Source organism: Enterococcus raffinosus (assembly GCF_019175485.1).
Lineage (GTDB): Bacteria > Bacillota > Bacilli > Lactobacillales > Enterococcaceae > Enterococcus_A > Enterococcus_A raffinosus.
Window position 1 is genome coordinate 2694323 of sequence record NZ_CP072888.1, and the last position, 19378, is coordinate 2713700.

The window sequence follows — 19378 nt, forward strand, 5'->3', positions numbered from 1 at the left end:
TCATGATAAAATCATTTATTTTTTTTATACACCGGTCGACGCTTTTCGATTTCCTGTAAAAACTGCAAGTAATTATCGTAGCGTGTTTGAGCAATCTTTCCTTCCTCCAAGCGATGCTTAACTTCACATCCAGGCTCTTTTACATGACGGCACTCGCGAAAACGACATTCTGGTGCTGCGGCACGAAATTCTGGAAATTCCTTTGGCAGCTCCTCAGCAGAAATTTCTAAGAAATCAATCGAACTAAATCCAGGTGTATCCGCAACTAGACCGCCAAATAAATCTAACAACTCCACGTGTCGTGTGGTGTGACGGCCGCGTCCTAACGATTCAGATATTTCACCTGTCTCTAAATTCAGATCTGGCGAGACATCATTTAGTAAGGTAGATTTGCCAGCACCCGATTGTCCCATGAAAACCGTCAGCTTATCCGCAAACAGATCTGTTAATTTTTGCTTATCTTGTTCCCCGTCAATAACCGGGTAGCCAAGCGGTTCATAAACTGCACGAATCTCTTCAACTAAAGCTTGGTCAGCGACCAAATCTGTTTTAGATAAATAAATAATAGGATGAATATATTTATTTTCCAGTGTAACTAAAAATCGATCCAGTAAATTGTAAGAAAAATTCGGTTCTACCAAACTCGTTACAACGACGCCTTGATCAACATTAGCCACCGGCGGACGAACTAGCTCATTTTTTCGCGGCAATAATTCAAGAATATAGCCTTCGCTGTTTTCTTCGCTGCTAAAAACCACTTCATCGCCAACTAAAGGTGTCAGTTTCTTTTTTCGGAAATTTCCTCGTGCACGTGTTTGATGAATCTTTCCTTCACTTGCAACATAATAAAAACCACTTAAGGCTTTACGAATCTGTCCCTCGATCCGTCTCATCTCCTTTTTTTTGTATCAAACAATTAGAATCTCTCTGCTACTCTAATAACTAAAAAACAACGTCCATAAATTCAGTCTTATTGTAGCATACTTCAAAACCAATTTCAGTACAAATGACCTAAAAAACCTTTCCTGACTATTCCAGGAAAGGTTTTTCTGTAATTCTAAGGTACAGTAATTGTTTCAGCTTTTTGAACGGTCTTAGTTACAGCAGATTTGCCGTTTCGTTGGACCTCGATTGTAGCCGAACCGCCTTCTGTAGTTGTTACAGATACGGTTTGCTCAGTTGAGGGAGTATTTTTATCTAATTTGAAATTCAATACTTGTGTGGAATTCGTATTTTTCGCATCCTTCAACATTACTGTAATTGTATCTTGTTGATCTTCAGGTCCTGTAAATTTAGCTGAGATTGTTACATCAAATGTATTCTCCTTATTTTCTGGACCTCTAGAAATATAGACTGTTACAGTATCACCAGCTTTTAATGATGTTGAGCCTGCGCCAGGATCTGTCCGTGTGACTTTGCCTTCTTCAATCTCATCTGAGTATTCCTGCTGTTCAGAGTACTTCAATCCAAGATTTGATATTGCTGCTTCTGCTGAAGCCTTATCTTGTCCTGTAAGATCGTCTAATTTAACATAGCTTGAACCAGAACTGACCTTTAAAGTAATCGTGTCTTTTGCAGTCAATGCCGTTCCACTAACTGGGTCTTGACTGACCACTTCCTCTGCTGGAACAGTCTCACTCGATACATCGACACGATTGATTTGACTCTCTGTGAGACCAAGCTGCAATAAACTTTGTTTAGCTGCCGCATAAGTCATCTGAGAATAATCCTCGATTTTAAATGTCTTAGGTCCATCAGAAACCTCCAGAGTAATTTGGTCTTCTTCTGGATCAACTTTTGTCCCTGCCTTTGGATCTTGCGATAAAATTTGATTTTCCGGAGCAGTATCGTCATTAACTGGCTTAATGCGGATATTTTTCTCTAAAAATCCAATTTTTTCCAATTCTTCTCTTACATCATCGATCATGTCACCTTTATAATCTTTCAACGTTACCTTTTTCGTCCCTGAACTAATATACAATCGCACAGGACGATTTTTCTTAATCATGGTTCCCGCTTCAGGACTCGTTTTGACAACATTTCCTTTTTTGATCGTATCACTCGGCACTTCATCTGTTTTGCTATCAACAGTTAATTTGGCCGCTTTTAAGGCTGTTCTTGCTTCTGCCTCCGTCATATTTTCGACTTGCGGAATGGACACTTCTGCTGAATTTGTTAAGAGATAGCCAACTCCCCCGCCGATTGCTAACATCAACAATAGAAAGAGCGCAATAAGGCGCTTCTTGCCTTTTTTCTTTTTCGGCTTTTCCTCTGGTACTGGCGGTTCTTCCTTAGGTTTTTCAGCCGGAATATCTTCTGGTTGAATCGGTGTCAGCACTTTTGTTTCATCTAACATTGCTGTTGGCCGCCAAGGCAATTCGTTTGCTCGTTCTGCCGACAAAGCAGTTGAAAGATCGGTCGCCATTTCCTCAGCGGTTTTATAGCGGTCAGCGGGCTCTTTCGCCGTAGCATGCATCACGATATTTTCCAAAGCTTGCGGGACTTCTGGATCGAATCCCTTTACCGACGGCATCTCGTCTTGAAAATGCTTTAACGCGATTGTGACAGCAGACTCCCCATCAAAGGGAACACTGCCGGTAATCATCTCATAGAGAATAATCCCTAAAGCATAAATATCTGATTGTTTGGTCGCCATACTGCCGCGGGCCTGTTCTGGAGAAAGATAATGTACAGAACCCAGCATAGAATTTGTTTGGGTCAGAGAGGTTTCAGATAAGGCGATCGCAATACCGAAATCCGCGATTTTTACTACGCCTGCCTGATCCATCAAAATATTTTGCGGCTTCAAGTCACGGTGAATAATCCCGTGGGCATGAGCCAAGCTGACTGCAGATAGAATTTGTTCCATGATATCTACAATTTTTCCGTAAGGGATCGGTGAACGCGTTTGAATATAGCGTTTCAGATCCATTCCCTTCACGTATTCCATGACCAAATACTGCATACCGCTCTCTTCATCCACATCGTAGACACCTACGATATTCGGATGAACCATCTCTGTCGCCGCCAGCGCTTCTCGCTGAAAACGACGAATGGCAGTTTGATCATTTTGAAAGTCGAAACGTAATATTTTGATGGCAACATCACGATCCAAAATTAAATCGTGGGCCAAAAAGACGTTTGCCATACCGCCACTGCCGATATTAGCAATAACTTTATAACGTCCATTGACCAATTTGCCTATTTCAATCATGGACGAGCCTCCCCTTCGAAGTGGATCAGCAAGACGGTGATATTATCCGCACCACCGGCGTCATTAGCGGCATTGATTAATTGCTTTGTCTTTGCCTCCAATGTTTGATCACTTTCCACGATTGCAAGAATATTTTCTTCACTTACCATATTAGTCAGCCCGTCTGAACACAGTAGTAAATAATCATCCTTGCGGCACTCGTGCTCTGAGACATCCGTTTTGATCGTTCCAGCGATCCCCACTGAACGAGTTAATACATTTTTTTGCGGATGAACGGCTGCCATCTCTTTTGTGATTTCACCAGATTTCAACAGCTCATTCACTAATGAATGGTCATCCGTCAACTGCTGCAACTGATTGTTTTGGATCAAGTATGCCCGACTGTCACCGACATGAGCTAAAACAAATTTATCATCCAATAGAGCTGTACTAACAATCGTTGTTCCCATCCCTTGCATTTCCGGATGAGCAACGCCTTCTTGATAAATCGCCTCGTTAACATTTTGTATCTCTTTTAAAAACCACTGCGCAGCTTCATCTGGCTGTGCAATCGTCGAGGTCGACCAAGCAGCGCCTAAACCGTCAACAGCCATTTTACTTGCTACATCGCCAGCCAAATGACCGCCCATGCCATCGGCTAATATCGCCAAATACATTCCTGCTTGATTAGTAAAAACATTCGCATAGTCTTGATTCATGTTACGCTGCTTGCCGATGTCTGATTGAAATTGAATCTCCATCTTTTTGTCCACCTCGTTTATCTATTTTTTTCGCATTGCACAAATAAAGAAGCCATCTGTCATAAACATTTCTGGGTATAAAACCAACATTTGCTCATGAATCGCCGGCTCTAATTTCGTTTCTAGATCTAATTCAATTTTTTCAAAATCAGGGTGTGCCGCTAGAAATTCCGCGATCACTTTTTGATTCTCTTCTTTAGCAATTGTACATGTACTGTATACCATAATTCCACCAGATTTCAACGTGGGAGCGCAATTCTTTAAAATTTCTAGTTGAATTTTGGGTAATTGAACAAAATCCTGTGTTTTTTTCTGGTATTTGATATCTGGTTTCCGACGCATCAGGCCCAATCCTGAACAAGGCGCATCCACTAAAATACGGTCAAAGCTTTCTGGCGCAAAATTCTTTGATGCTTCCCGAGCGTCCATCTTTTTTGTCACTACAGTATCGGACACACGTAAACGTTCCGCGTTTTCTCTGACCAATTTCAACTTGTGATCATGGATATCCAAGGCCGTTACAGACCCTTCCTCCTGCAGCAAAGAAGCAATATGCGTCGTTTTTCCTCCAGGAGCTGCGCAAGCATCTAAAACTTTTTGACCCGGAGCTACTTGTAACGCCTGAGCCACTAGCATAGAGCTCTCATCTTGAATCGTTAACCAGCCATTTTGAAACAGCTCGCTTCCGGCTAAAAAGCCTTTATCTGCAATGATTCCATAGGGAGTTAGTTCACTGATACGAGCTTCAATCCCATCTTCTTCCAAGGCCTCAATCGCTTCAGCCCGGGTCAAAAAGCGCAAATCAATTCGGGCACTGACACGACTCGGCTCTAATAAGGATAAGCCTAGCTTGCGTGTTTCCTCTTCACCGATCTCTGCCACAAATTTTTCCGTTAAAAATCTTGGCAGACTGATTTCAGTTGCTAAACGTTCGATCGGATCTTGAATCAAGTCTAAGGATGGAACGCCTTCCCGCTGGATAGACCGCAGAACACCGTTCACAAATTTGCCTGTTCCAGGATTGCCTTTAGCCTTCGCGATTTCGACCGCCTCATTAATGATTGCATGATCAGGCACCCGATCTAAGTAGAGCATTTGGTAGACAGACAGTTGCAACAAGCTTCTGACCCATGGATCAACTTTTTTCGCTTTTTTTATAAACGGTTCGATGTCATAGGCCAATAAAAGCTGACGACTGATGGTTCCATAGACAAGTTCCGTCAGTAACGCTGTATCCTTACCATCCACTTGATTTTTCTGGATCAATTCATTTAACAGCAGATTTGAATACGCACCGCCACGATTAATTCGTTCAATTGCTTCAAGCGCTGTAAAACGAACAGAACGCAATAATTTTTTAGGAATCTTTGCCATCTAGTCCACCTGCTGCCCTTCGGCTACAGCCTGTCCACTGCCGTTTAAGAAGGCTTGGATCGTTTGTCTTGCTTTTCCAGCCGGCTGCAGTTCATCTATTGCCACTACTGTGCCGTTTCCACAAGCAATGTGCAAAGCCTTTTTGGTACGAGAAACAATGGTTCCAGGAGCTGCTGTCGTGTTTTCCTCCAAGGGGGTTGTATGAAAAATTTTCCACCGAGTCCCTTCATAGGTTGTAAAGGCCACTGGCCATGGATGCATCCCCCGCACCTGATTATCAACTTCTTCAGCCGTCTTCCGCCAGTCGATCGCTTCTTGTTCACGGCTGATGTTTGGAGAAAAAGTCGCCTCTTCTTCATTTTGCGGCGTTGGTTTCAATTCACCTGAAATTATTTTAGGCAGTGTTTCTAAAAGCAATTCTTTTCCGACTTGGCTTAGTTTTTCAAACATAGTACCGACATCATCTTGTTTCGTAATCGCGATTTTTTGCTGACTGAAGATTCCGCCAGCATCCATTTTCTTGATCATTTCCATGATGGTCACACCTGTTTCAGCTTCACCTTCCATGATTGCATAGTGGACTGGAGCCCCTCCACGATATTTTGGCAATAGTGAGGCATGGACATTGATTGCGCCTAATCTAGGTACTTGCAACAATTTTTCTGGTAAGAATTGTCCGAAAGCCGCGGTAATCAATAAGTCTGGTGCTAGCTCTTTGATTTTTTCCATTTCCGGCGATCCGCTGATTTTTTCTGGTTGTAAAACTAAGAGATCATGCTTTAATGCTGCTTCCTTTACTGGTGTTGGCGTAATGATTTTTTTTCGTCCAACTGGGCGATCTGGTTGGGTAACGACCGCAACAACCTCGTAGTCTGCTTCAATCAAGCTTTCTAAAATCGGCACTGAAAAGGCCGGAGTTCCCATAAATACAATTTTAGTCATCGGCATGTTCCTCCATATAACATTCTAAATCTTCTGGTTCGATCTTTTCGATTACTTGGTCAATAAACAGTTTTCCATCTAAATGATCAATTTCATGTTGAAAGGTACGAGCTAAATAGCCATAGGCTGTTACTTCCATCTCTGAACCTTCACGATCATAATACCTCACCGTTACCTCATCCGCTCGTTCCACCGTTCCATATGTTTCTGGTATGGACAAGCAACCCTCGACATCGATATTCGTCCCTTTGCTTTCAATGATTTCAGGATTAATAAAATCAAAGCGATCGCCTTCTTCAACTTCAACGACAGCGATTCGTATATTTTTTCCAATTTGAGGAGCAGCAAGTCCAATCCCATCGTGTGCCACCATCGTTTCATACATGTCGTCTAATAAAGCAACAATCTCATCCGTAATGTATTCAATTGGTTCAGCCTTTTTCAATAAACGCTCGTCTGGGTGAATAATAATTGGGTAACGCATTAAACGTCCTCCTTCGTTGTAGCTTCCTAAATAAAATACATAGGTTCATTGTCAATTGCGATCAATAAGCCTTGCCGCTGATCTTTTTGACTCACTTGCAGAATATCTTCTAAGGTCGCTTGTAATTTAGGTTCATTTTTATATTTAATGATTAATTGATAGTAATAGCGATTCTTTATCCGTAAAATAGCTCCCGGCGTTGGTCCTAACAGGATGCTTTGCGGACTTAACTGTGTCCGAATTTGCTCTGCTAACTGGAAGGCTTTTTGTGCTGCTCGCATCTCTTCCTGATGGGATACAGTTACTTTCACTGTATAGTAATAAGGTGGATAATCTGTTTGATGCCGAATCCGCATTTCTTGCTGGAAAAAACTTTCATAGTCGTGATGCTGCGCCAATTGGATAGTGTAATGCTCCGGGTTGAAGGTCTGAATAACTACCTCACCAGCTTTGTCTCCCCGACCTGCACGACCACTGACCTGCGTCAGCAATTGGAAGGTTCGCTCACTGGAACGAAAATCAGGCAAGTTTAAAGCGGTATCCGCATTTAGCACACCAACCAATGTGACGTTAGGAAAATCCAACCCTTTGGCAATCATCTGAGTTCCTAACAAAATATCCGCTTCCTTATTGCCAAAAGCGTTCAATATTTTTTCATGTGCACCCTTCCGCCGCGTCGTATCGACATCCATCCGCAACACACGTGCTTCCGGTATTAGCTGCTCCAGCTCTTCTTGGACTTTCTCTGTACCTGTTCCGAAGTAGCGAATCTTGTCCTTGCCACAATTTGGACAATGATGAGGAATTCTTTCTTCATGTCCGCAGTAATGACAGCGCATCGTTTTCGAATCCATATGGAGCGTTAAGGATATATCACAATTTGGACAAGGCAGGACAAACCCGCAATCCCGACACATAACAAACGAGGAGTAGCCTCGACGATTTAGCAAAAGGACGCTTTGTTCTCCTTTAGCTAAGCGATCTCGTAATTTTTCTTCCAATACTTCTGAAAAAGAAGAATTTAAGCGACGCTGCATTTCTTCCCGCATATCAATAATTTCTACAGTCGGTAATTTTGCTTGAGAATTGGCCCGTTCTGTCAGCTTCAGCAGGTGATAAACGCCCTTTTGCCCTCTTGCTCGTGACTCTAATGAAGGCGTGGCGCTCCCTAAAACAACTGGACAGCCATGGTATTTCCCCCGCCAAATCGCTAAATCTCTTGCATGGTAGCGAGGAGATTCCTCTTGTTTATAGCTTGTCTCATGCTCTTCATCAATAATGATCACCCCAAGATTCTCAAGAGGGGCGAAGATAGCCGAACGAGCACCTACGACAACATGTGCTTCGCCACGTTCCAGCTTGCGCCATTCATCATATTTCTCTCCCTGTGACAAACCACTATGCAAAACGGCCACTTCACTGCCGAAACGAGCTTTGAAGCGTGTCGCCATCTGCGGCGTCAAAGAAATCTCCGGTACTAGCATCATCGCCGTCTGTCCATTTGCCAACACGTCTTGGATAACCTGCAAGTAAACCTCGGTTTTTCCACTGCCAGTCACACCTTCCAAAAGAAAAACTTGATGCTCCTGCGCGGTACTTTTTTGACTGATCGCTTCATAGGCAGCCCGTTGTTCGTTGTTCAGTTCTAATGCTGAGGTTTGTTTGATCTCTCTTTCGGCATATGGGTCACGGTATTTTTCAACTGCGACAAAGGCCAACCAGCCTTTTTTCTCTGCTTGATTCAGATTGGCTAGTGAAAAATCCTCCGCTTTCATTTGCTTGACCGAAATCAGCGCTTCATCAGTGAGAGCGGCTAGATAGTCCAACAGTTGCTCTTGTTTATAGGAGTTTTTCCGTAACTCTGCCTTTAACTGATTGACGGAGGCTTGTTCAAAGGTTCGTTTGATATAGCGTTCCGTTTTTATTTTGTTTTTCGTATGAACTTCATAACGCAATTCAACGATACCTTGCTCACGTAAGTCGGCTAGCTCCTTCAGCCATCCTTGAGCTTCTGCTTCTTCCCAAGTTAACGAGTCTGTATCACCAAAATACTTAGCTTGAACTGCTGGAGCATCATCTATGAGATATAAGCGTTTTTGATAATCAGCCTTCATCACACTAGGAAGCATCGTTTGCAAACAAGTCACCTTAAATGCAAAGGTGGTTTCCTTCATGTAATCAGCTAATGCCAATAACTCTTTATTTAACACAGGCGCTAAATCTAACACGCGAATAATCGGCTTCAAATTGTCTGGAAGAGGTTCAGTGGCCTGCTCAAAGCCAACAACAAATCCTTGGACATGCCGTGGGCCAAAGCCGACCTCTACACGCATCCCGACTTCTACCGCTAATTGAGGCGGGATCAAGTAGCTAAACGGCTGATCTGTCTGCAGTGATGGCACATCTACGATTACTTGTGCTAATTTCATTTTTCCGCCTCCATTCTTGAATAGTGTACTAAATATTCTATATGTACGTCTAAGTTTACGAAAATATGTAGGGTACTCTAACACAAAAAGAAGGGACTGCGCCAAAAGTATTTGGTACAATCCCATTTACACTTCATCAGCGAGAAAGGTTTCTACGCTTAGTTTTGTTCGTTGCGAATACGAGCTTCTAAGTCACGTTGATCGCGTTCACGCTGCAGGTGACGTTCCTCTTCTTCCATTTTCAAACGTTCCCGTTTGATTTCTGGATGTGGATCATTAATGACCGTTCCTGCGTCAATTTCTTCCAAAGCCTGTCCAACGCTTTTTACAGATTCAAATGAATCTAAAGTCGGTTGTGCCCCTGCGTCTAATTCATGTGCGCGTTTGCTGGCTAAAATTACTAAAGAATATTTTGAATTCACATGGTCTAACAACGTATCAATTGAAGGTTTTAACATCATAAGCTTATATCTCCTTTAACATTTTTATATATTTTCCAATGACTCGGTCAACTCGGTAATGTTCACTGACAATAATATCTTTGATACGATCAACAGCTTTTGGTACTTGATCGTTAACGACTGCATAATCATAAAGAGCCATCATCTCGATTTCTTGACGCGCGACACGCATCCGTTTCTCGATTACTTCAGGGCTATCGGTACCTCGTCCGACGATCCGGGCCTTTAATTCTGCCAAATCCGGCGGTGTTAGAAAAATAAAGACACCATCGGGGACTTTTTCTTTTACCTGTTGGGCTCCTTGCACTTCGATCTCTAAAAAGACATCTTTGCCTTCGTCCAATGTTTGGTTCACATAAGTCAGCGGTGTGCCATAGTAATTGCCAACATACTCAGCATATTCCAGCATTTCGCCTGCTTCGATCATGGCTTCAAATTCTTCTTTGGTACGGAAATAATAATCAACTCCGTCGACTTCCCCTTCACGCATCGGACGGGTGGTCATTGAGACAGAGTATTGAAACTCATTATCATCTCTTTCAAAAATGGCTTTTCTGACCGTTCCTTTTCCTACTCCGGAAGGTCCTGACAATACAATCAACAGTCCTCGTTCAGACATACTAACGCCCTTTCATGCTCTTTTTAGCTAACGCCTATTGTGCACTTTTTTTGTGAATATTTCAAGGGGTATCGTCAAGCTGTCTGCTATTTCTTATGAAATTTCACGCAACTACTCAACATTTTGAATCTGTTCACGAATTTTTTCTAGAATTGTTTTTAATTGAACGACAATATCCTTAATTTGAATCGGACTTGATTTTGAGCCGATCGTGTTGACCTCACGATTCATTTCCTGCAATAAGAAATCTAATTCTCGTCCTACTGGGTCTGTTGTTTCTAAGAGTTGCGCGAACTTTTCCAGATGAATGGTCAAACGATCCAGCTCTTCATGAATGTCGCCGCGTTCTAGTAAAATTGCTAATTCTGTCAACAAACGATCTTGATCTACTGTATTGCCTAGGTACTCTTCTAGCTTTGCTTGATAGCGTTGTTGAAAATCTGCTTCATACTCTGTCACAAAGCCTTTTAGTTCGGTCACTAAGCACTGAACTTTGTTGTCATAATCCAACAACACTTTTTTGATTCCTGCCCCCTCATGTTCGCGACTGACAGCTAATTGTGTAAAAGCCTCCTTCGCTACTGTTCGGACCAATTCTTCTAAGGTATCCTCTTCTGTCGGCTGATCGATCAGTGTGACAAAATCCGGTTGCTCCATCGCCTTAATCAACACCTGATCCACTGGAAAATCTACGACGCCAAAATGTTCTCTTCCACCACTTTGCAGCTCAGTAACTAATTGCTGCAGCAGCTCCCAATCGACTGAAACCTTCTTATTGCCGCTTTTTAACGGCGTTAAATTGATAAATACATCCACTCGACCACGTTGAATTTTTCCCTTCGCGATTTTGCGAATCTCTGCTTCAAAAGGATTGAGTTCTTTTGGCATTCGAATCTGCAAATCTAAAAAACGATTATTAACACTTTTTAATTCAATATTCAGCTCATAAGCCTCGTTCGCCTGAGCTGCCTGACCATAGCCTGTCATACTTTTCATTTTGCTTGTTCCCTTTCTTTGGAAAAAATCACACCCTACATCTTGCTTAAGGTTTCTTTTAACACAGCGAATTCTTCGTTGCTCAATGTGACACCCTTGCCCATTTTTTCATGGCCTGGTGCCCAATCGCGTAAATCAAACTTTGGTGGACGCTCATTCCAGCTTACGAGATTCAACTCTTTACGCCAGCCTTTCGGATTTTCTGATAAGACGGCAATTTCTTCCACGATTTCATAATTAAATTCTGCCATTGTACTTCCTCCAACTTTCTATTCTCATGCTTCTTCACGGATATATCTAAAGAAAAGTGCCAGCAAAGTCGGGATCGGCCAGCGACGGTAAGCTGTTTCTAACGATCCTTTTTGCTGATAAATCTGTAGTACCTGATAATAATCTGTAAACACATTGTGGGTTTCAATAAAATCTTCAATTTGCTCCTGAACCGAATAATTCGCGTTCAACTTGATCGGCATTTCAAACTGCTTCAGAATAATATCGATGAATTCTTCGGGCGTATAAACCTTTACTGGCGAGACATTCACCCAATAGGCGAAAAACTCTAAAAATGCTAAACTCAGCATTTCTAACGGCACATCCTGACCAAAAAACTTCCGCAGCTCAAGATAGATTGCCTTCTTGTCTACTGCAATTTTATCTTTTAGAAAACGGATAAACGCTTTGGTAATGGATTCAAAATCCGCGTGACAACTGAAAAAGTATCGATACCCTTGTAGTTCACCGAATATCCGTTTAGCCTCTAGGTACCCTAAATCTATATTTTCTGACGAGCGATCGCTTTGAAATAGTAATAGGTCTCCTAAACTCCAAGGACTCGTCAAAACCACTTCAGCCACCTCATCTGGCAAACGATACTTTTTATCCAACCCTGGACCGTGCACATCCACTACAATCAATTCCGTTATTGGTGTTTGTAAAGCAATGTCTACAGGTAAATTATTACGATAGCCGCCGTCGACATAAAGCTCCCCTTTGATTTTCGCCATCGCCATCATAGGAAAAAAGGCCGAAGATGCCAATAGCCAATCAATGATTTCATTCTCTGGACATCTATGAATCGGCACGACCACCTCTTGAAAAACCGGAACTTTAGTCGTGACGACATAAAACGGACAGCCTGAGTGAATTTTTTGCGCCTCTAATCGTTCTTCCAATAAGCTCCTAAGCGGTTCTGATGAGACGCCGCGCTGTTGCAAAGACGTTCGAATAAAGGTACGCAACTGATCCACCTGCGCTGAAAAATCCAGTACCTCCACTTCTTTGAAGGTTATATCCAAAACTTTATCCGTTTCGATCTCTTCCCACAAGGCGAGTGCCTGATTATAATCGCCTTGCGCAATTAATGCTCCGTTCAACCCGCCAACAGAAGTCCCAGTGATCACCTCAAACTGGATATCTTTTTCCAGCAGGGCCTTCCAGACACCAATTTGATAGGCTCCACGGGCGCCACCGCCACCCAACACCAATCCTGTATGATAGACGAGCACTTTTTTCCAAACGCCCGCTTCTAATTGATAGCCTTTGGCCGCTAGCCATTGCTGCAAAATTATATTTGCTTCAAGGTTTATGTAGAGCGCCCGCTTAAACTGCTGTCGAGCAGCCTTTTCCAAAAATAAAAAAGCTGTCTCCCAGCCAAGCTCACGTGATATCAGCAAATTATTGATTCGCCAGCCATCGTCCTCATCAATTTTCTCAATTAGCAACCATTGAGATTTGTTTTGAAGCCAATAGCCCCGCCCTTTTTTTACAGCTTCTAGATACTCTGAACGTGCTTCTCCATGGGAACTATAAAAGGGAAAAAGCAATTGTACCTGTTGAAATTTTTCCCAAACCATTAATAAATCTGATACGTATACTCGTTTTAGGTCCATCGCTTCCTCCCTGATTTAGTCTGCAGCTCTAAAGCTCAACCTGTTTGTTTTAGTATAGCAGAAATTTTCCTGCAACAAAAAACTTCAAGGCGCGCCTTGAAGTTTTTTGACTAACTAGTCGATCAATACGTTTTTTGTTCCATTTCAAATGCCTTACGCATCGTATCTGTGGCATTGTTGACCGGGGTCATAGCTACCAAATCCCCCTGGACGATGATCCGCGTTACCCCTTCAATTTCACCACAAGTAATCAGCGTAACTTGCTGCTTATCAGGGTGAACATCTAAATACTTCACTTCTGTTGGCTGTACTCGAACCTTGAGTGTCGTCTTATAGGTATAGATATTGTGTAAATCGGTTAAATAGATCAGATCGCCCTCTTTGACACTTTCCAACGGCGTGAACAAAAGCCCCGGACGGTCGGCACGATGACTGGCTAAAGCGTAATTTCCTTCGCCCATTTTTTGATCAGGAGACAATGTTCCAGCCCCATATAAAAGAACCTCATTGGATAGCCCTTTAAAAATCGGCAGGTTGATCTCCACCGACGGAATAGCGATCCCGCCAATCACTGGCAGCCGTTTATTATCCAATTGTGCCTGCAAGACAGCTTCCGTGCTGGCTGGCTGAACAGCATCAAAATCAAAGGATGCTTCTTCTTCCATATTTTTATCAATCTCCGCACGATCCATTTTCGCTACAGCATAGCGGTCGCCATTATATTGCATTAAAAAATACTTAATTTGATTGTTAAAAATCAAGGCCAGTCCTACTAACAGTAATAAGAAAAGAAAAATATTAATCAGCCAATTTCTTTTTTTCTTCATCTCAATCCTCCCGCATTCTCTTGCTAATCATATCATACTCCGTTCCATCTCGTGAGACTACTTTCACTTAATAGAGAAAAAATTAAAAAAAGAAATAAATACATTAGAAAGTTGTTATTTATTAAAATGATTTTAATTGTTAAAAAAGTGCTTCAATGTTGCAATTTTTAAGGCCTTTGTAATCTAATTTTAAAATAAAAGATACGAGCTTTTTTTTTATTAATGGGTTAAAATGATTGTGACGACTATTAGAAAGGGTGAAAATTTGTGCCAGATACGTTATTTGCTTATATCGATTCCACAAGCAATGCTGTGCTTTCAAAAGGTTTTTCACCCAACGATTTTGTCGATGGCATCGTTCACCAACCTAAACATTTGTTATTGCTAGACCCTGTCGCAGAAGCTGGTGAATACGAGCCACATACAGGATTGAAGATCGTTAATGGTCCAGAACAAGTCCAACAGTTTTTTACTACTAAGACATTCACTCATTCGAAAGGAACCAAGTGGATCGATTTTAATGATTTAGCGATGTTAAAAGAACTGACTCCATTAGAAATTTCAGAATTACTCTATTTTGGTCACATGCGGACACATCTGCATTCTCCCTTTTTCTATAAACTGCAAAACAATTTTGTTTACTTCAACCTAGGGAACGAAACCATGCGTGTCTACTACCGTTACTTAGATGAGTTTTATCGCATCCTTGCTAGCAAACTGACTCGAATCGTCTTAGAAAAAGTCAATGATCGTCGGTCCTTCTTCCGAAAAGGCTCCTCGGTCACGCCCCTAGATGGAGAACTGTTGAAGGAATTATATCCAATTTTACAAGAAGGCGCAATTTTCTGCCTTGACCTGTCAGAATTGAAAAATAAAATCTATCATATCCCTATTTTCTTATCTGATGAAAAGGGATGGCGACGTAGTCCAAAAAATTATAAAAAAGAACAACAGATCGCAGAGATTACTTACGATACAGCCAAACAAGTATGGGCTTTAGAGGTCGAAAATGATGATCCTGTCTTTTCTTTCCGTTAATAGTGTTCAAAAAAGCATTTGTCCTTAAACAGACAAATGCTTTTTCTTATTTATTGATGGCTTTGCTTTTGAATGAGCTTAGTATCCTTCGGCAAATATAGTTGCGGAGCCTTTTCTGCAACGAGAACTGCAACAATTGCCGTAACGATTGCAGTCGCTAAACCACTGACCCCATTCATAACTAGTGAGAATATCCACGGGTTCATTCCCCACAAGGCATAGCTGCCCCAGAAGACCACACCTGCAATAAAATGCCAGAAGAATCTTGCCCCTGTTCCAACAAGAGAAGCTAGAATAATATTTTTTCGAACGCTCCACATATTTTGTTCAGCTAAACTTTGTTGCACCTTCTTTGCATACAAGCCGGCAAATCCCGCAAAAGTAAAAGCAATTGGGTATTCAATCAAAACCTGTATCACACTTAGGTAAACAACCTGACTTGCTGGAAAATGCAAAATCCCCCAGATAAACGCCGACATCAAAGCCGGCTTCAAGCCTCTGCGTAATGCAAACAATGTCAAGGGGATCATCCCTAAAGAAATTGTAAAACTGCTGCCGATGGTTGTGGGAATAAACGACAATACTAGCGACAAAGCCGCCACCACTGTGCCTTCCACTAAAATTCTTGTCTTATACATAAAAAAACTCCTCCTTTTGAACATACAGTCCACAAAGGAGAAGTAAATATCTTTACTTCATCACAATTCCTACGCTCGAATAACCGAAACAGGTACTAGGGTTTAGAGTAATCTCAATCTCAGCCCGAGGGCTCCCCTTTGCGACAGTATTATTCTATTTTGATACACCCAGAGTATAGCAGATGTCCGCCCACTCGTAAAGGTATTAATTACTTTTAACGCGAAATACTTTCTTGATCTCCGCTTGGCGATAGAGTTGTAACCTTCTTGATTCGATCGATCGTCAGCATCACTAGCTGATTTTCTTGTGTGCGGATAACAATTGATTCATTGGTTACTACTTTTGGCAGCCAGCCTGAAATTGTTTGGAATTTTTCTTCATCTTTTTCATCTTGAACTTGAATGACTACTAAACTATTCTGTAGAGCCGCCATCTTCAGTTTGAGAAAAATATTCTCATTTGCTTGCTCTTGAGCGCGTTTTTCAGCAGAATCATTCAAAAAATCCGAGATGAAACGATACGATGAATTCGAAAACAGCTTGATTAAATTCTTTTTGGGCTTCTCGTTTTTAGACATTCAGCTTCCTCCTATCAAGAGCATGGTTGTGTAGTATGATTTTACTTAAATTCACGGGAAAAAACAAGGAATCTAGCCTTTTTCAAAAAAAGTTAACCATTCGTTTAAACCTTTTTGAATTAAATCATAAGTTTCTTCAAAATTTCCTGTATACCAAGGGTCTGGTATGCTCTCCCCATCGTGTCCCGGAACGCGATCTAAATACAAATAAATCTTTTCTTCGGTTCCAGCAGGTGCCATCGATTCCAGATCATAAACATTTTCTTGGTCCATCCCGATAATGTAATCTGCATCATAAAAATCTTGTTCCGTCACTTGGCGTGCGCGCATTCCCTTAATAGAGATATCATGCTGAGCCAATATTTTCTGAGTTCCTCGATGAGGCGGGTTGCCGACTTCCCAACGACTGGTCGCTGCGGAATCCACTTGGAACTGCTGATTTTGCTTTTTTTGAAAGGCATCACGGAAAATGGCTTCTGCCATTGGTGAACGGCAAATATTTCCCATGCAAACAAATAGAATCTTTTTCATGTTCGTCCTCCTGTGCTATAGTCAATTTATTGAAATGAAATGGGGGATTGGAAATGAGTAAAATTTATCTTTCCGCCAAACTACCTGAGCTTGGCACATCATTATTGAAAGAAGCGGCCCTTGAGTATCACGTTTATGAAGGCAGCGGGTTAATTTCGAAAAAGGAATTGATCGAAAATATCGCTGATTGTGACGTACTGATCTGTCCGCTGTCCACTCAAGTTGATCGTGAAGTCATCGATGCTGCCCCGCATTTAAAGCTGATCGCTAACTTTGGAGCAGGCTACAATAACATCGATACGGCTTATGCAAAAGAAAAGAACATCTATGTAACAAATACTCCGGTAGTCTCTACCAACGCAACGGCAGAATTGACTGCTGGTCTAATCATCGCCTTGTCTCGTCGAATCGTCGAGGGCGATCGTTTGATGCACGACAAAGGTTTTGATGGGTGGGCACCGCTTTTCTTCTTGGGCCATGAACTGAAAGGCAAAACTTTAGGAATCATCGGTATGGGACAAATCGGTCAAGCATTGGCGCAAATGATGAACGCTTTTGGGATGAACATCCTTTACAATCAACGTCATCCCTCACCTTCTGAATTAGAGGAAAAATTGCAGGCAGCCTATGTATCCCAAGAAGAAGTATTTCAACAAGCAGACGTTTTGACCCTGCATGCCCCATTAACAGAGGATACCCGTCATCTCGTTACTAGCGAAACCTTTAAACAAATGAAAGACAGTGCCTTTTTAATCAATGCAGCACGCGGGCCGTTAGTTGATGAAGAAGCTTTGCTTCAAGCACTAAAAGACAAACAAATTGCAGGCGCCGCTTTAGACGTCTATGAATTCGAGCCTAAGGTCACCGAAGGCTTGAAAGAGCTTTCTAATGTCATCTTGACTCCGCATATCGGCAATGCCAGTGTGGAAGCTCGAGACCAAATGGCGGAAATCGTCGCGAAAAATGCGATTGCCATCAAAAATCAAGAACCTGTCAAACATATCGTTAACGGACTGGACTGAGCTTAACGCTCATTCCAGTCTTTTTCGTATAATCGATAAGCAAAAAACTCAATGTCCTTAGCAAAACGGAACAGCTGCGCCGCAATTGTGATTGGCGGCTGATCCGCTCCAGCCAGCAACCAGTCGACCAAAATCCCACCGCAGCCATGAGCTAAAAAGCGAGCATAAAACTCTTTATCTGTTGGAGAAAGTTCTCCCTCTTGGTCCACCTCATCAAATAGACGAACGAACAAGCGTTGCGCCAATTCATTAAATTCTTTTGTGAGTACTTCCGGATTTGCCGTTACGGTATTCAAATAAAACTGATGACAAACCTGCATTTCTTTTAACATTTTCAGAACGGATTCTTCCCAATTGGTCAAGGCCAACTCGTCAGAAACTAGATACTGCAATCCTCGTTGATAGTATGCATAATGAAGCAGATCATTTTTGTCCTTGAAGTGATAATAAAATGTTTGGCGGTTTAAGCTGGCCATCTGACTGATATCTTGAACAGTTATTTTGTCGTATTTTTTTTCTTGGCACAATGCAACTAGTGATTGCACAAATGTTTCTTTGGTCGCTTTTCCTTCCGCCATCTTTTCACCTTCTATGCTTGATAAGGATAATTGAAATGTTCATAAGCCAACGGTGTTGCCATACGGCCCCGCGGCGTTCGTTTGATAAATCCTTTTTGAATCAGATACGGTTCGTACATATCTTCTACTGTTTCACGTTCTTCCCCAATATTTACTGCCAAAGTGCTTAAACCGATGGGGCCGCCATGATATAGTTCGATCATTGTTTTTAAAAGCTTCTGATCGACGTAATCTAATCCAGCTTCATCCACCTGCAATAAACGTAGTGCCTGATCCGCAATGGATTGATTGATCACACCGTCTGATTGCACTTGAGCAAAATCACGAATCCGTTTTAACAAACGGTTAGCGATTCGAGGCGTCCCCCGTGATCTTCGAGCGATCTCAACCGCTCCTTCTTCCACAATCTCTGTTTGGAAGATATCCGCCGAGCGCAAGACAATCTCCCGTAAATCTGTTTCCTCATAATATTCCATATGTGAAATGATCCCAAAGCGATCACGCAATGGCGCAGAAAGCATTCCTGCACGTGTCGTTGCACCTACTAAAGTAAATGGCGGTAACGGAAAATGAACCGGATGAGCAGTCGGCCCTTGCCCTACCATAATATCAACATAGTAATCCTCCATCGCTGAATATAAGGTTTCCTCCGCCACTCGCGGCAATCGATGAATCTCATCGATAAATAGTACATCTCCCGGTTCTAACTCATTCAAAATCGCGACTAAATCTCCCGGCCGTTCAATTGCAGGACCGCTGGTAGAGCGAATCTGCACATCCATTTCGTTCGCGATTACCATTGCCATCGTCGTTTTCCCTAACCCAGGCGGTCCGTAAAGCAGAACATGGTCTAACGCTTCCTGACGATTCTTCGCCGCCTCGATATAGATCGTAAGCTCTTGCTTAACCTTATCCTGACCGATATATTGTGCAAGATAACGAGGACGCAACGATTTTTCTAAACTTTTATCACTCTCATCCGCATCCGGTGAAAGCAAACGTTCTTCATCCATCTAGG

At 42.2% G+C, this 19378-nt stretch carries 20 protein-coding genes and 1 riboswitch; of the genes, 2 read left to right on the forward strand and 18 right to left on the reverse strand.

Annotated elements, in window-relative coordinates; translation table 11 throughout:
• Positions 1 to 11: 11 nt before the first annotated feature.
• The 13 genes from rsgA to J9537_RS13205 all read right to left on the reverse strand — a co-directional run bounded on the left by rsgA (position 12) and on the right by J9537_RS13205 (position 13975).
• Complete coding sequence (rsgA, locus tag J9537_RS13145) at positions 12 to 893, reverse strand: ribosome small subunit-dependent GTPase A (RefSeq protein WP_010745317.1); 882 nt, start codon at positions 891 to 893, stop codon at positions 12 to 14.
• A 164-nt stretch (positions 894 to 1057) separates the two neighbouring features.
• Entirely contained in the window at positions 1058 to 3214 is a 2157-nt protein-coding gene (pknB, locus tag J9537_RS13150; protein WP_010745316.1) for a Stk1 family PASTA domain-containing Ser/Thr kinase, read from the reverse strand.
• Positions 3211 to 3954, reverse strand: a complete 744-nt coding sequence (locus tag J9537_RS13155; protein ID WP_010745315.1) for a Stp1/IreP family PP2C-type Ser/Thr phosphatase — start codon at positions 3952 to 3954, stop codon at positions 3211 to 3213. Before J9537_RS13155 ends, pknB begins: the two co-directional genes overlap by 4 nt.
• 21 nt (positions 3955 to 3975) lie before the next feature.
• Complete coding sequence (gene rsmB / locus J9537_RS13160; protein ID WP_010745314.1) at positions 3976 to 5328, reverse strand: 16S rRNA (cytosine(967)-C(5))-methyltransferase RsmB; 1353 nt, start codon at positions 5326 to 5328, stop codon at positions 3976 to 3978.
• Positions 5329 to 6270: a methionyl-tRNA formyltransferase gene (gene fmt, locus J9537_RS13165; RefSeq protein ID WP_010745313.1), complete on the reverse strand. Its 942-nt coding sequence runs from the start codon at positions 6268 to 6270 to the stop codon at positions 5329 to 5331.
• On the reverse strand, positions 6263 to 6754 hold the full coding sequence (gene def, locus J9537_RS13170; RefSeq protein WP_060789272.1) for a peptide deformylase: 492 nt from the start codon (positions 6752 to 6754) through the stop codon (positions 6263 to 6265). The genes fmt and def overlap by 8 nt, the downstream gene beginning before the upstream one ends.
• A 26-nt stretch (positions 6755 to 6780) precedes the next feature.
• Positions 6781 to 9183 (reverse strand): primosomal protein N', encoded by a 2403-nt coding sequence (priA, locus tag J9537_RS13175; protein WP_010745311.1) that lies wholly within the window; start codon positions 9181 to 9183, stop codon positions 6781 to 6783.
• A gap of 158 nt (positions 9184 to 9341) precedes the next feature.
• The gene (rpoZ, locus tag J9537_RS13180; protein WP_010745310.1) at positions 9342 to 9644 is read right to left on the reverse strand and encodes a DNA-directed RNA polymerase subunit omega; all 303 of its coding nucleotides are present in this window, start codon (positions 9642 to 9644) and stop codon (positions 9342 to 9344) included.
• Between the two features lie 4 nt (positions 9645 to 9648).
• Positions 9649 to 10263 carry a guanylate kinase gene (gene gmk, locus J9537_RS13185; RefSeq protein WP_010745309.1) on the reverse strand — a complete coding sequence of 205 codons (615 nt, stop codon included), beginning with the start codon at positions 10261 to 10263 and terminating at the stop codon, positions 9649 to 9651.
• 111 nt (positions 10264 to 10374) lie between these two features.
• A complete protein-coding gene (locus J9537_RS13190; protein ID WP_010745308.1) occupies positions 10375 to 11259 on the reverse strand; it encodes a YicC/YloC family endoribonuclease in 885 nt (294 codons plus the stop codon).
• Between the two features lie 35 nt (positions 11260 to 11294).
• The gene (locus tag J9537_RS13195; RefSeq protein ID WP_010745307.1) at positions 11295 to 11510 is read right to left on the reverse strand and encodes a YdbC family protein; all 216 of its coding nucleotides are present in this window, start codon (positions 11508 to 11510) and stop codon (positions 11295 to 11297) included.
• Positions 11511 to 11534: 24 nt separating this feature from the next.
• On the reverse strand, positions 11535 to 13148 hold the full coding sequence (locus J9537_RS13200) for a patatin-like phospholipase family protein (RefSeq protein ID WP_010745306.1): 1614 nt from the start codon (positions 13146 to 13148) through the stop codon (positions 11535 to 11537).
• 122 nt (positions 13149 to 13270) lie between these two features.
• Positions 13271 to 13975, reverse strand: coding sequence for a class A sortase (locus tag J9537_RS13205; protein ID WP_010745305.1), 705 nt, complete (start codon positions 13973 to 13975; stop codon positions 13271 to 13273).
• A 267-nt stretch (positions 13976 to 14242) separates the two neighbouring features.
• Here J9537_RS13205 and J9537_RS13210 point away from each other — a divergent pair, with 267 nt between their 5' ends.
• Entirely contained in the window at positions 14243 to 15013 is a 771-nt protein-coding gene (locus J9537_RS13210; RefSeq protein WP_010745304.1) for a hypothetical protein, read from the forward strand.
• A gap of 50 nt (positions 15014 to 15063) precedes the next feature.
• Here J9537_RS13210 and thiT read toward each other — a convergent pair whose 3' ends face one another.
• The 3 genes from thiT to J9537_RS13225 all read right to left on the reverse strand — a co-directional run bounded on the left by thiT (position 15064) and on the right by J9537_RS13225 (position 16760).
• Positions 15064 to 15651 (reverse strand): energy-coupled thiamine transporter ThiT, encoded by a 588-nt coding sequence (gene thiT, locus J9537_RS13215; RefSeq protein ID WP_010745303.1) that lies wholly within the window; start codon positions 15649 to 15651, stop codon positions 15064 to 15066.
• 49 nt (positions 15652 to 15700) lie between these two features.
• Positions 15701 to 15799, reverse strand: a riboswitch (TPP riboswitch).
• A 67-nt stretch (positions 15800 to 15866) separates the two neighbouring features.
• On the reverse strand, positions 15867 to 16229 hold the full coding sequence (locus J9537_RS13220; RefSeq protein WP_010745302.1) for a hypothetical protein: 363 nt from the start codon (positions 16227 to 16229) through the stop codon (positions 15867 to 15869).
• Between the two features lie 72 nt (positions 16230 to 16301).
• Positions 16302 to 16760: a low molecular weight protein-tyrosine-phosphatase gene (locus tag J9537_RS13225; RefSeq protein ID WP_010745301.1), complete on the reverse strand. Its 459-nt coding sequence runs from the start codon at positions 16758 to 16760 to the stop codon at positions 16302 to 16304.
• A 53-nt stretch (positions 16761 to 16813) separates the two neighbouring features.
• On the opposite strand from J9537_RS13225, the gene J9537_RS13230 reads away from it, so the two are divergent.
• A complete protein-coding gene (locus tag J9537_RS13230) occupies positions 16814 to 17782 on the forward strand; it encodes a 2-hydroxyacid dehydrogenase family protein (protein ID WP_010745300.1) in 969 nt (322 codons plus the stop codon).
• 2 nt (positions 17783 to 17784) lie between these two features.
• Here J9537_RS13230 and J9537_RS13235 read toward each other — a convergent pair whose 3' ends face one another.
• Positions 17785 to 18360: a TetR/AcrR family transcriptional regulator gene (locus tag J9537_RS13235; RefSeq protein ID WP_010745299.1), complete on the reverse strand. Its 576-nt coding sequence runs from the start codon at positions 18358 to 18360 to the stop codon at positions 17785 to 17787.
• An 11-nt stretch (positions 18361 to 18371) separates the two neighbouring features.
• Complete coding sequence (ruvB, locus tag J9537_RS13240) at positions 18372 to 19373, reverse strand: Holliday junction branch migration DNA helicase RuvB (protein WP_010745298.1); 1002 nt, start codon at positions 19371 to 19373, stop codon at positions 18372 to 18374.
• Positions 19374 to 19378 lie beyond the last annotated feature (5 nt).

What these genes read in the sequence shown, in the direction of transcription:
- rsgA (WP_010745317.1), bottom strand. Translation starts at nt 893, where the DNA reads ATGAGACGGATCGAGGGACAGATTCGTAAAGCCTTAAGTGGTTTTTAT.
- pknB (WP_010745316.1), bottom strand. Translation starts at nt 3,214, where the DNA reads ATGATTGAAATAGGCAAATTGGTCAATGGACGTTATAAAGTTATTGCT.
- J9537_RS13155 (WP_010745315.1), bottom strand. Translation starts at nt 3,954, where the DNA reads ATGGAGATTCAATTTCAATCAGACATCGGCAAGCAGCGTAACATGAAT.
- rsmB (WP_010745314.1), bottom strand. Translation starts at nt 5,328, where the DNA reads ATGGCAAAGATTCCTAAAAAATTATTGCGTTCTGTTCGTTTTACAGCG.
- fmt (WP_010745313.1), bottom strand. Translation starts at nt 6,270, where the DNA reads ATGACTAAAATTGTATTTATGGGAACTCCGGCCTTTTCAGTGCCGATT.
- def (WP_060789272.1), bottom strand. Translation starts at nt 6,754, where the DNA reads ATGCGTTACCCAATTATTATTCACCCAGACGAGCGTTTATTGAAAAAG.
- priA (WP_010745311.1), bottom strand. Translation starts at nt 9,183, where the DNA reads ATGAAATTAGCACAAGTAATCGTAGATGTGCCATCACTGCAGACAGAT.
- rpoZ (WP_010745310.1), bottom strand. Translation starts at nt 9,644, where the DNA reads ATGATGTTAAAACCTTCAATTGATACGTTGTTAGACCATGTGAATTCA.
- gmk (WP_010745309.1), bottom strand. Translation starts at nt 10,263, where the DNA reads ATGTCTGAACGAGGACTGTTGATTGTATTGTCAGGACCTTCCGGAGTA.
- J9537_RS13190 (WP_010745308.1), bottom strand. Translation starts at nt 11,259, where the DNA reads ATGAAAAGTATGACAGGCTATGGTCAGGCAGCTCAGGCGAACGAGGCT.
- J9537_RS13195 (WP_010745307.1), bottom strand. Translation starts at nt 11,510, where the DNA reads ATGGCAGAATTTAATTATGAAATCGTGGAAGAAATTGCCGTCTTATCA.
- J9537_RS13200 (WP_010745306.1), bottom strand. Translation starts at nt 13,148, where the DNA reads ATGGACCTAAAACGAGTATACGTATCAGATTTATTAATGGTTTGGGAA.
- J9537_RS13205 (WP_010745305.1), bottom strand. Translation starts at nt 13,975, where the DNA reads ATGAAGAAAAAAAGAAATTGGCTGATTAATATTTTTCTTTTCTTATTA.
- thiT (WP_010745303.1), bottom strand. Translation starts at nt 15,651, where the DNA reads ATGTATAAGACAAGAATTTTAGTGGAAGGCACAGTGGTGGCGGCTTTG.
- J9537_RS13220 (WP_010745302.1), bottom strand. Translation starts at nt 16,229, where the DNA reads ATGTCTAAAAACGAGAAGCCCAAAAAGAATTTAATCAAGCTGTTTTCG.
- J9537_RS13225 (WP_010745301.1), bottom strand. Translation starts at nt 16,760, where the DNA reads ATGAAAAAGATTCTATTTGTTTGCATGGGAAATATTTGCCGTTCACCA.
- J9537_RS13230 (WP_010745300.1), top strand. Translation starts at nt 16,814, where the DNA reads ATGAGTAAAATTTATCTTTCCGCCAAACTACCTGAGCTTGGCACATCA.
- J9537_RS13235 (WP_010745299.1), bottom strand. Translation starts at nt 18,360, where the DNA reads ATGGCGGAAGGAAAAGCGACCAAAGAAACATTTGTGCAATCACTAGTT.
- ruvB (WP_010745298.1), bottom strand. Translation starts at nt 19,373, where the DNA reads ATGGATGAAGAACGTTTGCTTTCACCGGATGCGGATGAGAGTGATAAA.